The organism is Enterococcus sp. DIV2467a, from assembly GCF_050532945.1.
Taxonomy (GTDB): domain Bacteria; phylum Bacillota; class Bacilli; order Lactobacillales; family Enterococcaceae; genus Enterococcus; species Enterococcus faecalis.
Map to the genome: position 1 here is coordinate 966,195 of NZ_CP172896.1, position 17,847 is coordinate 984,041.

The window sequence follows — 17,847 nt, forward strand, 5'->3', positions numbered from 1 at the left end:
ACCGTTGCTTTCACTGTTGAAAGCAACGGTTTTATTTTTATGAGAATAACCAGTAGCCAATTAAAATCGCACCTAAAATTACACGATACCAACCGAAAACTGTAAAATCGTTTTTCTTCAAGTAATTCAATAAGAATTTAATCGCAATGATGGAAACAACGAAGGCAACAATAGAGCCAGTTAATAAAATAATGATTTCTTCTGATCCAAACGTATTTCCTTTGGCCAAGAATTTAAAGATTTTTAAAAAACTTGCTCCAAACATTACTGGAATTCCTAAGAAAAATGAAAACTCTGTTGCAACAAAACGTGAGGCCCCAATTAAGATTGCCCCTAAAATGGTCGCTCCTGAACGTGAAGTTCCTGGAATTAATGCCAGTACTTGGAAAGCACCAACGATTAAAGCGGCTTTATAAGTGAAGTCTTTTAGATTAGTACACTTCGGTGCAATATTTTTATTTCGTTTTTCAATGATAATAAAAGCAATCCCATAAACAATTAACATAATCGATACTGTTAAAAAGTTATAAAAATGTGCATCTAAATAATCATCAAATTTTAGACCAATAACTGCCGCTGGTAAACAAGCGACTAAGACTTTAGACCAAAGAATCCAAGTATCTTTTTTCTCTTCGCCATTTTTCTTCGGTGAGAAAGGATTCAATTTGTGGAAGTATAAAATAACAACCGCCATAATTGCTCCCAATTGGATAACGACGTTGAACATTTCCATAAAATCTTTACTTAGATCGAGTTTAATAAACTCATCCACTAAAATTAAATGTCCGGTACTACTAATTGGAAGCCACTCGGTAATTCCTTCGATAATACCAAGAATAATTGCTTTCCATAGGTTAGCAAAAAGCATGTCACCATTCCTTTCTGAAATAAATGCAAAATACATCAAGTATAAGTATACCCGCTGACAAAGTAAATGCCAATGCAAATTCTTATTTTAAAATAAATTTTAGAATTATACAAAGGTGCCACTTGTAATTCATGAAACTTTTTTCTATACTAGTGATACTTTAAAAAATGGGGGAAGAGAAATGTTTGGATTTTTGAAGAAAAAGAATGAAGTTGTCGAAAATAATACAATGTATGCCGTTGCCAATGGAACCGTTATCCCAATTAGTGAAGTGAATGATCCTGTTTTTTCACAAAAAATGATGGGAGATGGCTATGCAGTAGTTCCAGAAAATGGTGAAATTTATGCACCTATTGAAGGAGAAGTTTTAAGCGTTTTCCAAACAAAACATGCCATTGGTTTAAAAATGACAAACGGTCTTGAAATTTTATTACACATGGGTATCGATACGGTAGAGTTAAACGGGGCACCGTTCACTATTAAAGTGAAAGAAGGCGACCAAGTGACTGCAGATACGGTGGTCGCAATTGCTGATTTAGAAGCAATTAAAGCAGCTGGTAAAGGAACTGAAATGGTTGTCATTATTACCAACATGGATAAAGTAACACAATTTTCGTTAGAGAAAACTGGCGTGGTTACAGCTGGTACACCAGTTGGCTCTGCCACAGCCAATTAATGCATTAGACAGATATTTCTATAAAGGAATATCTGTTTTTTTTGAACAGAAATAAAATTTTATTTTGGAATTAAAAAATATTTAGAAAAATAGTTGAAATTTTATTTCAAACAAGTTATAATGAAAGCGTATTAGAGAGGAGCTAAAAAGATGTATGGTATTTCAGTTTTTCTTGGTGAAGAGATTACAAACGATACAATTATTTATATCAAAAAGATGAAAGCGCTTGGATTTGATGGTATTTTCACTTCTTTACACATTCCAGAAGATGATACTTCCCTTTACCGCCAACGCTTGACTGATTTAGGGGCAATTGCTAAGGCAGAAAAAATGAAAATTATGGTAGATATTTCAGGTGAAGCGTTAAAAAGAGCGGGTTTTTCTTTCGATGAATTAGAGCCTTTAATCGAGTTGGGCGTAACTGGCCTTCGGATGGACTACGGCATTACGATAGAACAAATGGCTCATGCTTCACATAAGATTGATATAGGATTGAATGCTAGTACCATTACACTGGAAGAAGTGGCTGAGTTAAAGGCTCATCAAGCGGACTTTTCTCGCTTAGAAGCTTGGCATAATTATTATCCAAGACCTGAAACCGGCATTGGAACAACATTTTTTAATGAAAAGAACCGCTGGCTTAAAGAATTAGGCTTACAAGTTTTTACTTTTGTGCCAGGAGATGGGCAAACAAGAGGCCCAATTTTTGCTGGTTTACCAACATTAGAAAAACATCGGGGGCAAAATCCTTTCGCCGCTGCCGTTGGTTTGATGGCTGATCCTTATGTCGATGCTGTTTATATTGGTGATCCTACAATTAGTGAGCGAACCATGGCTCAATTTGGTTATTATCACCAAACCAATCAATTTCTGTTAGAAGTAGCACCTAGCGAGAGCCGCTATTTGAAGCGAATACTTGGGACTCATACCAATCGTTTAGATGCTGCAAGAGATGTTTTGCGAAGTGAATTATCAAGAACGAGTGAAATGTTCAGAAAAGATGAAATTGCAACGATTGAGTCAGAGCAGACTGAAGCACGTCCAGTGGGAACCGTAACGATTGATAATGAAAAATATGGTCGCTATATGGGAGAAATTCAAGTCACACTTGTGGACTTGCCGAAAGATGAAAAAGTCAATACGATTACACGAATTATTGAAAAAGATCAAACGATATTGCCGTTAATCAAGGCAGGCAATCAATTTACGCTAGTCACGGAAGGAACGATAGAAAATGAATTTAGAAAACTTAACAACTGAACGTAGAAATGAAAATACAATGGGCTTAGATGAGATGAGTGTCAAAGAAGCTTTACAAAAAATGAATCAAGAAGACCAAAAAGTTGCAATGGCAGTGGGTCAAGAATTAGCAGCCATTGAACCAGTGGTAGAAGCCATCATCAAAAGCTTCAATCAAGGCGGCCGCTTGATCTACATGGGCGCTGGTACGAGTGGTCGGTTAGGTGTCTTAGATGCAGCCGAATGCGTACCAACTTTTGGCGTCGAGCCAGAGATGGTTCAAGGCCTCATCGCTGGTGGTCAAAAAGCAATGACTGTCGCAGTAGAAGGTGCTGAAGATTCAAAAGAACTAGGTCGTCAAGATTTAGTTGATCTAAAATTATCAGCAAATGACATTGTTGTTGGGATTGCAGCCAGTGGTCGGACGCCTTATGTAATTGGCGGTTTAGAATATGCTACAACGGTGGGAGCAGCTACCGCAACTGTGGCATGTAATAAAAATGCCGAAATTAGTAAATATGCGCAAATGCCGATTGAAGTAGATGCAGGACCTGAATTTTTAACAGGTTCGACTCGCTTGAAATCTGGGACAGCTCAAAAATTAATTTTAAATATGTTATCAACTATTTCCATGATTGGTATTGGGAAAGTCTACAATAACTTAATGGTTGATGTAAAACCAACCAATGAAAAATTAGTGGAGCGTTCCAAACGGATTATTATGGAAGCAACGGGTTGTAGTTATGAAGTTGCCGAACTAAAATTTGTAGAAGCAGAAGAAAATGTGAAGTTAGCAATTGTAATGATTTTAACTGATAGTACTAAAGAAGAAGCAACACAAAAATTAATTGACGGGAATCAATTTATCAAGAATACATTAAATTAAGGAATTAGGAGGGTGTTTTAACATGGCAGAAGAAAGAATTAAACGCATTGCTGATGGGATTTATAAAGAAGTTGGTGGTCAAGAAAACGTGGACAAAGTCATTCATTGTATGACTCGTGTTCGTATGGATATCCGCGATTATGACAAAGTAGATATTGAAGGATTGAAAAAAATTGATGGCGTTATGGGCGTCGTAGAAGACGATACGTTGCAAGTAGTTGTTGGTCCAGGGACTGTTAACAAGGTTGCACAAGAAATGGTAGATCAAGCAGGTGTCAAATTGGGAGAACCATTTAATCATGACACCGCAACTGATGCTTCAGCAGGCAAATCTGGAAAAGATTTAGTAGAAGAAAAAGCCGCTCAAATGAAAGCACAACAAAAAGCGAAACAAAATAACACTTCACCATTTAAAAAAGTGTTAAAAGCTATTTCTAGTATCTTTGTTCCGATGATTCCTGCCTTTGTTGGGGCTGGTATTATTGGCGGGATTGCAGCTGTTATGTCTAACTTAGTTGTTGCTGGTGATATTTCAGCTTCATGGCAACAATATATTGATGTCTTAAATATCATTAAAAATGGGATTTTTGCTTATTTAGCTCTTTACACTGGGATTAACAGTGCCAGCGTTTTTGGTGCAACGCCAGCGTTGGGTGGTGTTATTGGGGCAGTCACAATGTTAACAGGAATGAATCCGGATGCTCCAATCAGTAATATTTTCACTGGGGGAACATTATCTGCAGGACAAGGCGGAATTATCGGTGTTATTTTTGCCGTATGGTTATTATCATTGTTAGAAAAACAATTGCATAAAATTGTCCCAGAATCAATTGATATTATCGTAACGCCAACCATTTCACTTTTAGTGATTGGCTTAGCAACTATTTTCTTAATCATGCCTGTAGCCGGAGCTATTTCTAATGGCTTAGTTGGTATTATCAATGTTGTCTTAGAAAAAGGTGGCATGGTTGCTGGCTTTACTCTTGGTTTAACCTTCTTGCCAATGGTAATGTTTGGTTTACATCAAATTTTGACGCCAATCCACATTGAAATGATTAATCAAACAGGGATGACTTTGTTATTACCAATTCTGGCCATGGCTGGTGCGGGACAAGTCGGTGCAGCTTTAGCATTATGGATTCGTTGTAAATCAGATAAAAAATTAGTTGAAATGATTAAAGGTGCCTTGCCAGTTGGGATTTTAGGTATTGGTGAACCATTAATCTACGGAGTTACTTTACCATTAGGACGTCCATTCATTACTGCTTGTATCGGCGGTGGTATTGGTGGTGCGGTGATTGGTGCCTTCGGTAATGTTGGTGCGATTGCTATTGGACCAAGTGGGGTGGCTTTAATTCCATTAATTGCCAACAACCAATGGCTTGCATATGTATTAGGTTTATTGGCTGCTTACGCAGGTGGTTTTGTAGCAACGTTATTCTTTGGGATTCCTAAAGATATGCAAACAACTAAATAATAAATAGAAAAAAGGAGAACTTGGCTTCTCCCTTTTTCTTTGTTAAAATTTAATTGCGTAGGAAATGGTGTATCAGGAGGGGTGTTTATGCAACAAAATATTGTCTTATCTATCCAAGATCGTCTACAACAATTACCAAAATCAGAACGAAAAATCGCAGAATATATTTTAAAAAATACAGAAACAGTTATTTCAATGAATGCGCAAGAGCTAGCGAAACAAGCAGGATCAAGTCCAGCGGCAATTATTCGCTTTTGTCATTCTATGGATGTGAATGGCTTCACAGAGTTGAAACTTTTATTATCTGCAAATCTTGGCCAAATGAAGCAGCAAATGTATACTGAAGTTACTAAAGGGGAATCAACAGCTGACATTAAACAAAAGTTACAGGCGCGCTTTGTTCATGTGGTTGAGCGAAGCGGTCAGACATTAGAGGATGTCGCAGTGAATGAATCCGTTGATTTGTTGGAAAAAACAGAAGTAATTTTTGTCTATGGGTTGGGTGCCTCTTCGTTGGTTGCTCAAGATATTTATCAAAAATTTACGCGATTAGGCCGAACGGTATTTACAACATTGGATCATCATTTATTTGCTTCCATGTTAGGCTCAACAGAAAAGCCTAGTGTTTTTATTGTTATTTCTAATTCTGGAACGAATAAAGAAGCAAGTACTTTAGCTGATTTAGCGAAGCAGCAAGGGATTCCTATTGTTAGTATCACACAAGATGAAAAATCAGTGATTGGTGAAAAAAGTGATATCGTCCTCCAAACCTCTAGTGGGGAAGACGTGCCATTGAGAAGTGCGGCTACTGTTTCCTTGGTGGCACAATTGTATGTAGTCGATGTTTTATTTTTTGCTTATGCAGCAAAAAACTATAAGGAAACCTTAGAAAAAATTCAAATCTCAAGAAAAAATGTAGAACGTTTAAAAGAATAAATAAAAAGAGAAGGTTATCTGTCATTTTGACAGATAACCTTCTCTTTTTTTACAACAAACGGCGCTTTTCAGCGATCTTTTTTCCCTTTTCAATATAAGAAATATCATTAATTCCTTGAATGGTAAATGTTCCTTTTTCGTAAGTTAAGGTCGTCACGCTACCATTCTCCAGCGCCATCTGCATAGGCAAACTTGCATCAATTAAGGAAAGTAAAAAGGAAATTGTTAGTCCATGGGAAACCACCATGACTTTGCCGCCACCATTTTTTTCTCGATGATGAGCGATATCTTCGAAACCAGACCAAACACGATCACGAATAACTTCATAAGGCTCCGCCCAGTCAGCCGTATCGGCTTCAATAATAGCATTTGCTAGCTCACGATAGGTAATCTTCGTGGTCATCATGTCCTCATAACTTTTAAAAGCTAAAATGCGTGGCACCACACCCCAAAGTTCACCATCATAGCCACCATCTAAAGAACCAAAACACCACTCACGAATCCGTTTATCGGTTAGGTAAGGAATCTTTTGGTGGTTTTGATGTTCTTGTAAAATAATCTGAGCGGTTTGCATGGCACGACCACTATCACTACTATAGGCTTCCTTAAAGTCTATATCCCTAAGACCTAAGCCTAAATGATAAATGCCTTCTTCTCCTTGTTTGGTTAAGGGGGTATCTGACCAGCCTTGGGTTCGGCCAATCGTATTAAACATCGTTTTTCCGTGACGAATAATATAAAGTGTCGTTGCTTCAGTCATTGCTACTCCTCCTAAGTTTCTTTAAATAGTGAATAAATCTCTAATTAAAAAATGGGTTTGTGGCTTTTTCATGTTGAATGGTTGTGGCATCACCATGTCCTGGATAAACAGGAAATTCTTCTGGTAAAGTGAATAGATAGGTCGTAATGCTGTGTAATAATTGTTGCATATCACCAGTGTGTAAATCGGTACGACCAATACTACCTTTAAACAATGCATCCCCAACAACAACAAAATCATCAAAGACAAAGCTGACGCTACCAATTGAATGACCAGGTGTTGGGACTACGGAAAATTTCATGCCGCCAATTTCATAATCGGTTAGTTTAAATTCATGTTCGGCGGGTTGAACAATAATATTTGCTATATCATCATGTCTGCCTAATCCTGAAAGATTCAAAATAGGATTGGAAAGCCACGCTTGTTCTAATGGACTAACATAAACAGGGATTTGATAATGATGACGCAATTCTTCTACCGCACCAATATGATCATAGTGAGTATGTGTTAATAAAATAGCGGCTGGTTTCTTCCCTAAACGGGTAATTTCTTGAATTAGTTTTGCTCCTTCTGCACCTGGATCAATAATTAATAACGCTTCTTCATTATAAACAAGATAACAGTTTTCTTGAATAACACCTGTTCTAATTTGTTCGATCTGTATCATCTCAGGACCTCCTAAAGTTCTAACGATTCTCTTCAAGTATACCGAAGAATCTTAAGAATAGAAAGTTTTCTTGTTTATCCAAAGAAAAAATAAATCATTCTTAGAATGTTCGGTTTTTACTTGTTTCAACACGGATTTTTTTTAAAAAAATCACATTTTTGTAGTTATTAAGCGAAAGTTTATGTATAATCTTCATGTGATAGTAAGGAGGAGTATTAAATGTTTCATTTTGTAATAAAAGGAACAGGTTTTTCTAGTAAAAATTTGCAAGAGATTAAAGTTTATGAAGAGACACTTTTTTGTATAGATGAGGCCGGAGTAATTCAGGAAATAATTGAACCAGATGCTGAAGCGTATGAAACTGTGCTAGCAGAACAAAAAGAGGCACAACGTTTTCAAGAAGTGCCCCAAGATTCTTATCTTTTACCCGGCTTTGTTGATTTACATGTCCATGCACCTCAGTGGGCACAATCAGGGACCGCCTTGGATATTCCATTGTATGAATGGCTGAATACGTACACGTTTCCTTTGGAGTCCAAATTTGCAGATTTAACATTTGCCCAACAAGTCTATGATGAACTGGTAACCCAATTGTTAGCTAATGGGACAACAACAGCCCTTTATTTTGCAACCATTCATTATGAAGCTAGCCGTCGTTTGGCAGAGATTTGTGCGGAAAAAGGGCAGCGTGGCTTAATTGGTAAAGTTGTAATGGATGATCTTAATGAGAATCCTGAATACTATCGTGATCAAACAACGCAACAAGCATTAGAAGAAACGGAACGGTTTATTCAAGAAATTCAAACATTAGCGCAGCAAACAAAACAAGGCGTGTATCCCGTTGTAACTCCGCGTTTCATTCCTAGTTGTACAGAGGAAGCACTTAAAGGATTAGGAGAATTAGCAGCGAAATATCAAGTCCATGTTCAAAGTCATTGTAGTGAGAGTGATTGGGAACATCAATTTGTTCAAGAACGTTTTGGAAAAAATGATGCTCAAGCATTGAATGATTTTGGTTTATTGACAGAAAAAGCAGTGATGGCACATGCAGGCTTTTTAGAAGAAGAAGATATGAATTTATTCCATGAAACAGGGACGGCTGTGGCGCACTGCCCAATCTCTAATGCTTATTTTGGTAATGCAGTAACACCGATTGCAAAATTAGTACATCAACATCAAGTAGAAGTTGGTTTAGGTAGTGATCTTTCAGGTGGTTTTTCACCAAGTCTTTTTGATAATTTAAAGCAAGCAGTTATTTCTTCTAGAATGTTAGAAGATGGCGTCGATGCTACAAAAAAACCAGAAGTACGAGGTGTTAAAACAGCACGGATTACCGTAAATGAAGCGTTTTATTTAGCTACTGCTGGTGGTGGTCAAGCGCTAAGTTTGCCAATTGGAAAATTAGAAAAAGGGTATGCTTGGGATGTTCAAATTATTAATACAAGCTTGTCACAAGCACGAATCCCTAAAAATCCAGGGGAATCATTGCTTGATATTTTCCAAAAAATCTTATATTTAGCACGACCAGAAAATATTCGAGAAGTCTGGGTACAAGGTGAAAAAGTACATGATAAAAATTTAATGTCAGCAACTAAAGGAGTATAAAAAATGAGTGAAAAGAAACAAAATAATCTTCATTTAACAGTGGGGCCAGAAGATTCAGTATCTTTTGGGCAGGCCACTATGTTAGGGATTCAGCATGTCTTAGCAATGGACGTGTACGTCGTACCTGTAATCATTGCTTCGATTATTGGTATTAGCACAGCACAAACGTCTTCTTTAATTCAAGCAACATTCATAGCAGCAGGACTTGCCACGATTATTCAATCTCATTTTTGTATGAGATTACCAGTTGCGCAAGGCCCTTCATTTATTCCAATCGGGGCAATTGCGGGAATTTATTTTGCCAATAACCAACAAGGAAATGGCTGGGGCGCAGTTTTAGGTGCTAGTTTAGTGGGGGCAATTGTTGTTATTATATTAGGATTTACTGGTATCTTTAATCGTTTAATCACTAAATTTGTTCCACCAATTGTGGGAGGAACAATTATTTTTGTGGTGGGTCTTTCGTTAATGCCAGTCGCTTTATCGGATAATATTTACCACGCAAAAGGGGAATTAGGACAAAATATTTTATTAGCATTTATAGCAGCGGGTACGTTGATCTTCTTTGCGCTCTTAGGTTCTGCTTTGAAAAAAGGGCGGATTTTCCGCGTTTCTTCTGTCATTTTGGCATTATTATTTGGGAGCATCGCGGCACAATTATTAGGGGTACTTGATTTATCAGCCGTTAGTGAAGCGGCTTGGTTTAGTTTGCCTCAGTTACCATTAGTTAACTTTTCTTTCCAATTTGATTGGTCAGCTATTGCCACGATGTTAGTTATTTATCTGGTTTTAATGGCGGAAACAACAGGCACTTGGTTTGCTGTGAGTCATGTTGTCGCTGAACCTTTGACCGAAGAAAAAATTAATCGCGGCGTAATTGGTGAAGGCTTAGGTTGCTTAGTTTCTTCATTCATTGGCGGCACGCCAGTAACTAGTTACTCTACAAATGCTGGGATTATTTCAATCACTGGAGTTGCTAGTCGCAAGGTTTTTGTGGCTGCAGGTGCGTGGTTTGTCTTATTTGGCTTATCTGGAAAACTTTCCACCTTGATTTCGGCCATTCCGGCACCAGTTATCGGCGGCGTTTTTGTGGTTGTTTGTGGCATCATTTCTGTAAGTGGAATGAAAGTCATGAGTGATGTAACAATTCATGAAAAAGAGATGTATGTAATTGCCGTTCCGATTATTATGACATTAGCGTTGACATTGTTACCAAAAGAGTTTTTGGAAACTCTACCACAATTTTTACAATATTTATTTAGTTCACCCGTGGCAACTGCCTCAATTGTTGCTATTTTATTGCAGGCCATTTTACCAAACGTTCAAGAAGGGTAAAAAGATTAATTTTCGTTAAAACGCCTTTGACAAGTGGCGGTAAATAGTGTAAATTAACAATGGTGTTTGTAAACACGAACGTTAAATGACCGAATGTTCGGTTTTTACGTTATTTTTGTAAATAACTAGGAGGCAGTAAGTATGAAAGTTTTTGATTATGAAGATGTCCAATTAATTCCCAATAAATGTATCGTGAATAGTCGTTCTGAATGTGATACTACAGTAACTTTAGGAAAACATTTGTTTAAAATGCCTGTCGTTCCAGCGAACATGCAAACAATTATTGATGAAACGATTGCGGAAACCCTTGCTGAAAATGGTTATTTTTATATCATGCATCGGTTTGATGAAGAGGCGCGAGTGCCATTTATTAAAAAAATGCAACAAAAGGGCTTGATCACGTCAATTAGTGTGGGCGTGAAAGAAGGGGAATACGCTTTTGTTGAAACGTTAGCCCGAGAAGGTTTAGTTCCTGACTACGTGACAATTGATATCGCCCATGGTCATTCAAATGCGGTGATTAATATGATTCAACACTTGAAAAAATTTTTACCAGAAACGTTCGTTATTGCGGGCAATGTTGGAACGCCAGAAGCCGTTCGCGAATTAGAAAACGCTGGAGCCGATGCCACCAAAGTGGGGATTGGACCAGGAAAAGTATGTATTACTAAAATTAAGACTGGCTTTGGGACAGGTGGCTGGCAGTTAGCGGCTTTACGTTGGTGTGCCAAAGCTGCTCGGAAACCAATTATTGCAGATGGTGGAATTCGGACCCATGGAGACATTGCAAAATCTGTGCGTTTTGGGGCAACTATGGTCATGATTGGTTCATTATTTGCTGGACATGAAGAATCACCAGGTGAAACAAAAGTGGAAGATGGCGTTGTTTACAAAGAATACTTTGGTAGCGCCTCTGAATTCCAAAAAGGCGAAAAGAAAAACGTTGAAGGCAAAAAAATCTGGTTACGCCATAAAGGGAAGTTGGCAGATACTTTAGTCGAAATGCAACAAGATTTACAATCTTCCATTTCATACGCGGGAGGTCGCGATTTAGAAGCGATTCGTAAAGTTGATTATGTGATTGTAAAAAATTCTATTTTTAATGGTGATACCATTTAACATTCAATTATAGACTGAAAAGAAGACAGCACGTAGTGCAGAAATTAAAATGATTTCTGCATTACGTGCTTTTTTTACTTTACCTATCGTAGTAATCGTGTTAAGATAATTACAACGACAGACGTAGTACGATAGTTGAAGTACTTGAGGGAGGAATTTATGTGATTGGTAGTGATGCAATTCGAGGATACAACGATACCTTTATTCTCTCAATCTTACAATCCGGCGCTTCATATGGTTATGCGATTTCTAAACGCATTCGTGAAATTTCTAAAGAACAATATTCGATTAAAGAAACGACACTTTATTCTGCTTTTACACGTTTAGAGAAAAATGGCTACATTGAATCATTTCCAGGAGAAGTAACGCATGGCAAAAAGCGGACCTATTATCAAATAACCCATGCAGGAGAGCGTTATTTAGAGGAAAAGTTACTAGAATGGGAAGTAACAAAAGACGTCGTCGAAGCATTTGTAAAGGAGATGGGAAAATGAAAATTATAGAAGAATTTATTGATAGCTTATTTTCAGGAGTTGTTGAAACATCTGAAACAAAACAATTAAAGGCGGACTTATTAGCAAATGCTGAGGATCGTTATGAAGACTTGCTCAGCCAAGGAAAATCGGAAAATGAAGCAATTGGTACAATTATTTCTGAATTTGGTACTATTGATGAATTAATGGAAGAATTGAATTTAGAAAATAAACAAGTGGATGAAACAAACGATTCAATGAACGGTTTGCCAGAAATTTCAGTGGAGGAAGGACTTGACTATTTAGCTGTCCAACGTAAAGGTGCTATTCAAATTGGTCTTGGTGTTGTTGCAATCATGGTGGGTGTTGGCTTGCTGGTTGGTATGCGTGGTGTTCTTTCTAACGGTCTTGGTTTAGTTTGTCTTTTCATAGGTGTGGCAATCGGCGTTCCATTATTTATTGTTGCTGGTAATCGGTTTGTTGCAATGGACAAACAGCTGGGGCAACGATTGATTCCGATTAAGTTAAAAAAAGAAGTTGCACAAAGAGAACAAAGTTTTCAACGATCATTTATTTTTTGTATGGCAGCGGGCGTAGTTTTTTGTATTTTGGGTTTAATCCCAGTTGTTGTCTTTAGTAGTGGCCTTCATCTGATGATGCGCCGTTCTATGCATCAAATGATGGGCGGACAATATTATAATGGAACGATGGGGATTAGTTGGCTCTTCTTTTTAGTATCGGTTGGCGTCTTCTTGTTTATATTTGGTGGAGTAATTAAAGGAAGTTTTAATAAATTGTTGAATGAAACTTATTTTTATTCAGAACATGTTGGTCATCCTGATTTTGCCCCTCAACAAACAAAAACAGAGGAAGGACCTGTGGGAAATCCTGTCGGTGCAATTATTGCATCCGTTTATTGGCCCTTAGTTGTGGCACTCTATCTATTTATTAGTTTTGTTTTAGGGGATTGGCGGTTTAGTTGGTTAATCTTTATGTTCGCAGGAATCTTTTATAACACCATCCAAGCATTTTTACACAAACATTGAGACAAACCTGTTAATAGTAAAACAGAAAAGTGGGACATTCGTCAAAACGGCTGTCTCACTTTTCTTGTATTTTCGATTGACAAAAGCATTAAACTGGATTACTTTTAACTCATCCAATTGTTGAGGTGATGGCTATGTGGCAACTTAAAAAAGAACAAAGTGTTCCCATTTATCGCAGTATTATGGAAATGATTGTTCAAAAGATTCAAACAGGCGAATTATTACCAGGTGAAAAAATCCCTTCGGAACGTAAACTGGCAGAATACTTGTCTGTCAATCGTTCAACCGTTGTTCATGCATTAGACGAACTGGTGGACTTAGGCTGGATTGTGCGAAAAAGAGGGAGCGGAACGATTGTCAACGAAGGAAAATGGGGGGTAATGATGACGCCACGAACGGATTGGCATCGTTATTTAGAACAAAATGTGTTCAAACAAGTTCATCCCTTGGTGGCAGAGATTGAGTTACGAGCTAAACAAAATTTGCCGACTGACTTAGATATGTATACAGGCGAGTTGCCGTTAGATTTAATTCCCAGTTTCGATTTTCCAGCATTAAATTGGAAACAATTTTTAAAAGAGGAAGCACAAGATGAATTAGGTTATTTGCCGTTAAGAAAAGAAATCCAAGCCATTACAGCAACGGAATATCAGCTTCATTTACCAAGTGAAAGTTTATTGCTTACTTCAGGTGCGCAACAAGCACTTTTTTTAGTTTTGCAAGTTTTATTGAGACAAGGAGATAGTGTTGCCGTAGAAGATCCATCTTTCTTCTATGCCTTACCAATTTTCCAAGCTGCTGGTGTGCGCTTATTTGGTGTGCCCATGACAGAGGAAGGGATTGATCTTGAAGCGCTAGAACAAACAATCCGACAACATCGCATCAAAATGATTATGGTTAATCCTTCCTTTCAAAATCCGACTGGGACAGTGATGCCTTTAAGAAAAAGAGAACAGCTCGTGAAAGTTTGTCAAACGTATCAAGTTCCTATTTTAGAAGATGATGTTTTTGGGCAGCTAAGTTTTATCCCGAAAACAGAAATTCCTCCTTTAAAAAAATTAGATCCAGACAATGTCCTGTATATCGGTTCGTTGTCAAAAATTTTAGGTTCGACCACGAAAATTGGTTGGTTAAGTGCGCCCGCCTCCGTGACGAAACAAATTGCAGAAGCCAGAAAAATGATGGATGTTTCGTTGAGTATTTTTCCGCAGATGCTCGCTAAAATGGCGATTGAAGATCCTTCTTTTTCTGAAAAAATTACGTTATTAAATAAACAAGTGGAACAACGAGCAACAGCTGTATATCAAGTATTTAAATCGTTGCCAGAATGGGAAGTTTCGCCAGTAAAAGGCGGCTTTTATTTATGGGCACATTGGCGTCAAGGGACACTTAAGCCAGAAGATTGGCAAGTGTTTTTACGAGAAGGTGTTTTGGTAGCACCAAGTGTAGCTTTTAGTGAAAAACGTGGAAGTATTCGCTTGAACTGTTCCCGAATTTCACCAGAAGAAATGCCTCTTTTTTGTGAGCGAATGGTACGGATTACACGACAGCTTTCTGAAAATAGACAAACAAAAATAGAACAGTAAGTAAGATTTTTCTTATAAAAATCATTTGCTGAGAGAAAACGCTACAACTTCCCTTTTCTAAACGAATATCCAATGCTATACTTAAAAAGTAAAAACAAAAAAACAAATGAGGTGTTTTCCATGTCTTGGGAACAAGTTTACCAACAATGGTTAAATGAAGAAAATATTCCAGAAAATTTAAAAAATGAATTAAAGGACTTAAATACAGACCCTGAAAAATGTGAAGATGCATTTTACGCACCATTAGAATTTGGGACTGCCGGGATGCGTGGGATTTTAGGCGCCGGTATTAATCGGATGAATATCTTTACGGTTCGTCAAGCAACAGAGGGACTTGCACGTTTTATGGATACGCAAGATCCTGAAACAAAACGTCGCGGTGTAGCTATTGCCTATGATTCACGTCATATGTCTCCAGAATTTGCAATGGAAGCAGCTAAAACATTAGCTAAACATGATATTCCTTCTTTTGTGTTTGAAAGCTTACGACCAACACCAGAATTATCTTTTGCGGTCCGCTACTTTAAAGCTTTTGCGGGAATCATGATTACGGCTTCTCACAATCCAGCTGCCTATAATGGCTACAAAGTCTATGGTGAAGACGGTGGTCAAATGCCGCCAGCTGATGCAGATGCATTAACTAAATATGTTCGTAGTATCGAAAATCCTTTGAAAATTGATGTCTTATCAGATGAAGAAGTTGCCCACAGCGGTTTAATTAACATTGTTGGTGAAGAAGTCGATAACGCGTATTTGAAAGAAATTAAAACAGTTACGATTAATCAAGAATTAATTAACGAAATGGGTAAAGAATTAAAATTAGTTTACACTCCCTTACATGGAACTGGGAAAATGTTAGGAGAAAAGGCATTAAAACAAGCCGGTTTTGAAAAATTTGTTTTAGTACCTGAGCAAGCCGTTGCTGATCCTGACTTTACTACAGTTAAGTCACCAAACCCTGAAGAACATTCAGCTTTCGAATACGCGATTCGTTTAGGGGAAAAAGAAGGCGCTGATTTATTGATTGCAACAGATCCAGATGCTGATCGTTTAGGTGCTGCTGTGCGGATGCCAAACGGAGACTACCAAGTATTAACAGGAAATCAATTAGGTTCAATTATGATTCATTATATTTTAGAAGCCCATCAACAAGCAGGCACGTTGCCTCAAAATGCTGCGGTTCTAAAATCAATCGTTTCTAGTGAACTTGCTACAGCGATTGCTGAGAAATATAATACGAAGATGTTTAATGTTTTAACAGGTTTCAAATTTATTGCTGAAAAAATTCAACAATACGAAGAAGACCACAGTCAAACGTTTATGTTTGGTTTTGAAGAAAGTTATGGTTACTTAGTGAAACCTTTTGTTCGTGATAAAGATGCAATTCAAGCGTTAGTTTTATTAGCAGAAGTAGCGGCTTTCTATAAAAAACAAGGAAAAACATTATACGATGGTTTACAAGATATCTTTGAAGAATTTGGTTACTTTGAAGAAAAAACTATTTCCGTAACAATGAGCGGAATTGAAGGCAGCGGTAAAATCAAAGCTTTAATGGCAAAATGTCGTGAACAAGCGCCAACTGAGTTTGCCGGGATTCAAGTTGCTCAAACGGAAGATTTTAAAGAATTAACACGCACTTTTGCAGATGGTCAAACAGAACAATTACAAACGCCTCCTTCTGATGTGTTGAAATATCATTTAGAAGATGGCAGTTGGATTGCTATCCGACCATCAGGAACAGAACCAAAAATTAAATTCTATCTAGCAACAAAAGCAACAAGTAGTTCAGAAGCTTCTGAAAAAATTGCTGCGTTTGAAGCAGTCGTTAATGAATTAACAAAATAAAATAAACGAAACAGGCTGTACGAAAAAAAGTACGAATGTTAGTGTTTGTGTCAAAAGCTAATTGACTTTTGACACAAACACTTTATTTAACTAAGGAGGGAATGCTATGAAAATTGGCTTTATCGGTGCTGGCAGTATGGGCGGTGCCATGATTAAAGGGTTACTGAAAGCTGAGGCAGTCAAGAAGGAACATTTATATGTGAAAGGCGGCTCAAGTGGAACAGCAGAAGCACTTCAAAAAGAGTGGGGCTTTCAACTTGTCACAGATTATGCACTTTTCCAAGAATGTAAGGTTATTTTTATTGCGACAGGAGCAAAGGTCGTGTTACCTGTTCTTCAGGAATTAGCCCCTCATTTTCCCAACGAAAGTTTATTGATTTCTGTTGCAACAGGTCATACCATACAAGAAGCACAAATGGCTCTTGGCAATAAAGAAGCCAAAGTTGTTCATGCCATTCCTAATACACCAGTTAGCGTGAATCAGGGTGTGATTGGCGTAGCCTTGGCACCAACAATTGAAGGCCGAACGAAGGACCTGGTAATGGAACTTCTTGCTACTTTAGGGTTAGTCAAAGAAATTCGTGAAGCGCAACTGGAAACTTTTGGTACTGTGGCTGGTTGCAGTCCAGCTTTTGTTGATATCTTTATGGAAGCATTGGGAGATGCAGCAGTCTTAGAAGGGTTACCAAGGGACTTATCTTATGAAATTGTCGCTCAAATGATAAAAGGAACGGCGACCTTAGCCTTAGAAACGAAAAAACACCCAGGAGCATTGAAAGATGAAGTGACTTCTCCAGGAGGAAGTACGATTCGCGGTGTCGTAGCTTTAGAAAAAAATGGCTTCCGTTATGCCGTGATGGATGCAGTTCAGCAAGCCAACCACGAATAGATGAAGAAAGTTGGAAAATCGACAAGTTTGTCATTTTTCCAACTTTCTTTGTGCCATATTTTTCGTAGGAAAGAACAATCGCAGTTCTTATTTTAAAAAACTCTGTGTTATAATGAGTGCAAAGTGAGGCGACTATAATGAAACAAATGGAAGAAATCAAACAAGTAAGTCAATTATATAAAGTATTAAGTGATCCAACACGTTTAAGAATTTTGCTACTTTTAAAAGAAGGCGAGCATAACGTAACGGCGATTAGTGAACAATTGGGAATGGAACAGTCCGCCGTTTCGCATCAACTAAAATTATTAAGAGATAGCCGAGTTGTCAAGGCACGTCGTGAAGGAAAAACGATTTTTTATACATTAGATGACCATCATGTAATAGATATTTTAAATCAGACCTTTGAGCATATTGAACATCGATAAAAAGTAGGAAAAAAT

General features: G+C 37.7%; 17 protein-coding genes. 14 read left to right on the forward strand and 3 right to left on the reverse strand.

All coding sequences use genetic code 11. The features are described from left to right. Positions 1-37 precede the first annotated feature (37 nt). Positions 38-868: an undecaprenyl-diphosphate phosphatase gene (locus IGL80_RS04565; RefSeq protein WP_002359728.1), complete on the reverse strand. Its 831-nt coding sequence runs from the start codon at positions 866-868 to the stop codon at positions 38-40. A gap of 115 nt (positions 869-983) precedes the next feature. On the opposite strand from IGL80_RS04565, the gene IGL80_RS04570 reads away from it, so the two are divergent. From IGL80_RS04570 to IGL80_RS04590, 5 genes are all read left to right on the forward strand, one after another. Next, positions 984-1,544, forward strand: coding sequence for a PTS sugar transporter subunit IIA (locus tag IGL80_RS04570; protein ID WP_002389987.1), 561 nt, complete (start codon positions 984-986; stop codon positions 1,542-1,544). Between the two features lie 150 nt (positions 1,545-1,694). Further along, positions 1,695-2,804, forward strand: a complete 1,110-nt coding sequence (locus IGL80_RS04575; RefSeq protein WP_002364446.1) for a DUF871 domain-containing protein — start codon at positions 1,695-1,697, stop codon at positions 2,802-2,804. Then, positions 2,779-3,669: an N-acetylmuramic acid 6-phosphate etherase gene (gene murQ / locus IGL80_RS04580; RefSeq protein WP_002356712.1), complete on the forward strand. Its 891-nt coding sequence runs from the start codon at positions 2,779-2,781 to the stop codon at positions 3,667-3,669. The genes IGL80_RS04575 and murQ overlap by 26 nt, the downstream gene beginning before the upstream one ends. A 22-nt stretch (positions 3,670-3,691) precedes the next feature. Next, positions 3,692-5,146 (forward strand): PTS transporter subunit EIIC, encoded by a 1,455-nt coding sequence (locus IGL80_RS04585; RefSeq protein WP_002356713.1) that lies wholly within the window; start codon positions 3,692-3,694, stop codon positions 5,144-5,146. Between the two features lie 87 nt (positions 5,147-5,233). Then, positions 5,234-6,082, forward strand: coding sequence for a MurR/RpiR family transcriptional regulator (locus IGL80_RS04590; protein ID WP_002404883.1), 849 nt, complete (start codon positions 5,234-5,236; stop codon positions 6,080-6,082). Between the two features lie 49 nt (positions 6,083-6,131). Here the strand turns inward: IGL80_RS04590 and IGL80_RS04595 are convergent, their stop codons facing one another. Continuing rightward, entirely contained in the window at positions 6,132-6,842 is a 711-nt protein-coding gene (locus tag IGL80_RS04595) for a histidine phosphatase family protein (protein ID WP_002359733.1), read from the reverse strand. 40 nt (positions 6,843-6,882) lie between these two features. Then, complete coding sequence (locus IGL80_RS04600; protein ID WP_002356716.1) at positions 6,883-7,509, reverse strand: MBL fold metallo-hydrolase; 627 nt, start codon at positions 7,507-7,509, stop codon at positions 6,883-6,885. Between the two features lie 219 nt (positions 7,510-7,728). On the opposite strand from IGL80_RS04600, the gene guaD reads away from it, so the two are divergent. From guaD to IGL80_RS04645, 9 genes are all read left to right on the forward strand, one after another. Then, positions 7,729-9,114: a guanine deaminase gene (guaD, locus tag IGL80_RS04605; protein ID WP_002404884.1), complete on the forward strand. Its 1,386-nt coding sequence runs from the start codon at positions 7,729-7,731 to the stop codon at positions 9,112-9,114. Between the two features lie 3 nt (positions 9,115-9,117). Next, positions 9,118-10,449, forward strand: coding sequence for a nucleobase:cation symporter-2 family protein (locus IGL80_RS04610; protein ID WP_002359736.1), 1,332 nt, complete (start codon positions 9,118-9,120; stop codon positions 10,447-10,449). A 141-nt stretch (positions 10,450-10,590) separates the two neighbouring features. Continuing rightward, positions 10,591-11,568, forward strand: a complete 978-nt coding sequence (guaC, locus tag IGL80_RS04615) for a GMP reductase (protein WP_085366538.1) — start codon at positions 10,591-10,593, stop codon at positions 11,566-11,568. Between the two features lie 161 nt (positions 11,569-11,729). Beyond that, on the forward strand, positions 11,730-12,062 hold the full coding sequence (locus IGL80_RS04620) for a PadR family transcriptional regulator (protein ID WP_002356722.1): 333 nt from the start codon (positions 11,730-11,732) through the stop codon (positions 12,060-12,062). After that, a complete protein-coding gene (locus IGL80_RS04625; RefSeq protein ID WP_002356724.1) occupies positions 12,059-13,087 on the forward strand; it encodes a permease prefix domain 1-containing protein in 1,029 nt (342 codons plus the stop codon). The genes IGL80_RS04620 and IGL80_RS04625 overlap by 4 nt, the downstream gene beginning before the upstream one ends. A 134-nt stretch (positions 13,088-13,221) precedes the next feature. Then, on the forward strand, positions 13,222-14,673 hold the full coding sequence (locus IGL80_RS04630) for a PLP-dependent aminotransferase family protein (protein ID WP_002359739.1): 1,452 nt from the start codon (positions 13,222-13,224) through the stop codon (positions 14,671-14,673). Between the two features lie 120 nt (positions 14,674-14,793). After that, complete coding sequence (locus tag IGL80_RS04635) at positions 14,794-16,518, forward strand: phospho-sugar mutase (protein ID WP_002356727.1); 1,725 nt, start codon at positions 14,794-14,796, stop codon at positions 16,516-16,518. Positions 16,519-16,624: 106 nt separating this feature from the next. Further along, the gene (gene proC / locus IGL80_RS04640; protein ID WP_085366540.1) at positions 16,625-17,407 is read left to right on the forward strand and encodes a pyrroline-5-carboxylate reductase; all 783 of its coding nucleotides are present in this window, start codon (positions 16,625-16,627) and stop codon (positions 17,405-17,407) included. A gap of 116 nt (positions 17,408-17,523) precedes the next feature. Then, a complete protein-coding gene (locus IGL80_RS04645; protein WP_002356730.1) occupies positions 17,524-17,832 on the forward strand; it encodes an ArsR/SmtB family transcription factor in 309 nt (102 codons plus the stop codon). Positions 17,833-17,847: the final 15 nt, after the last annotated feature.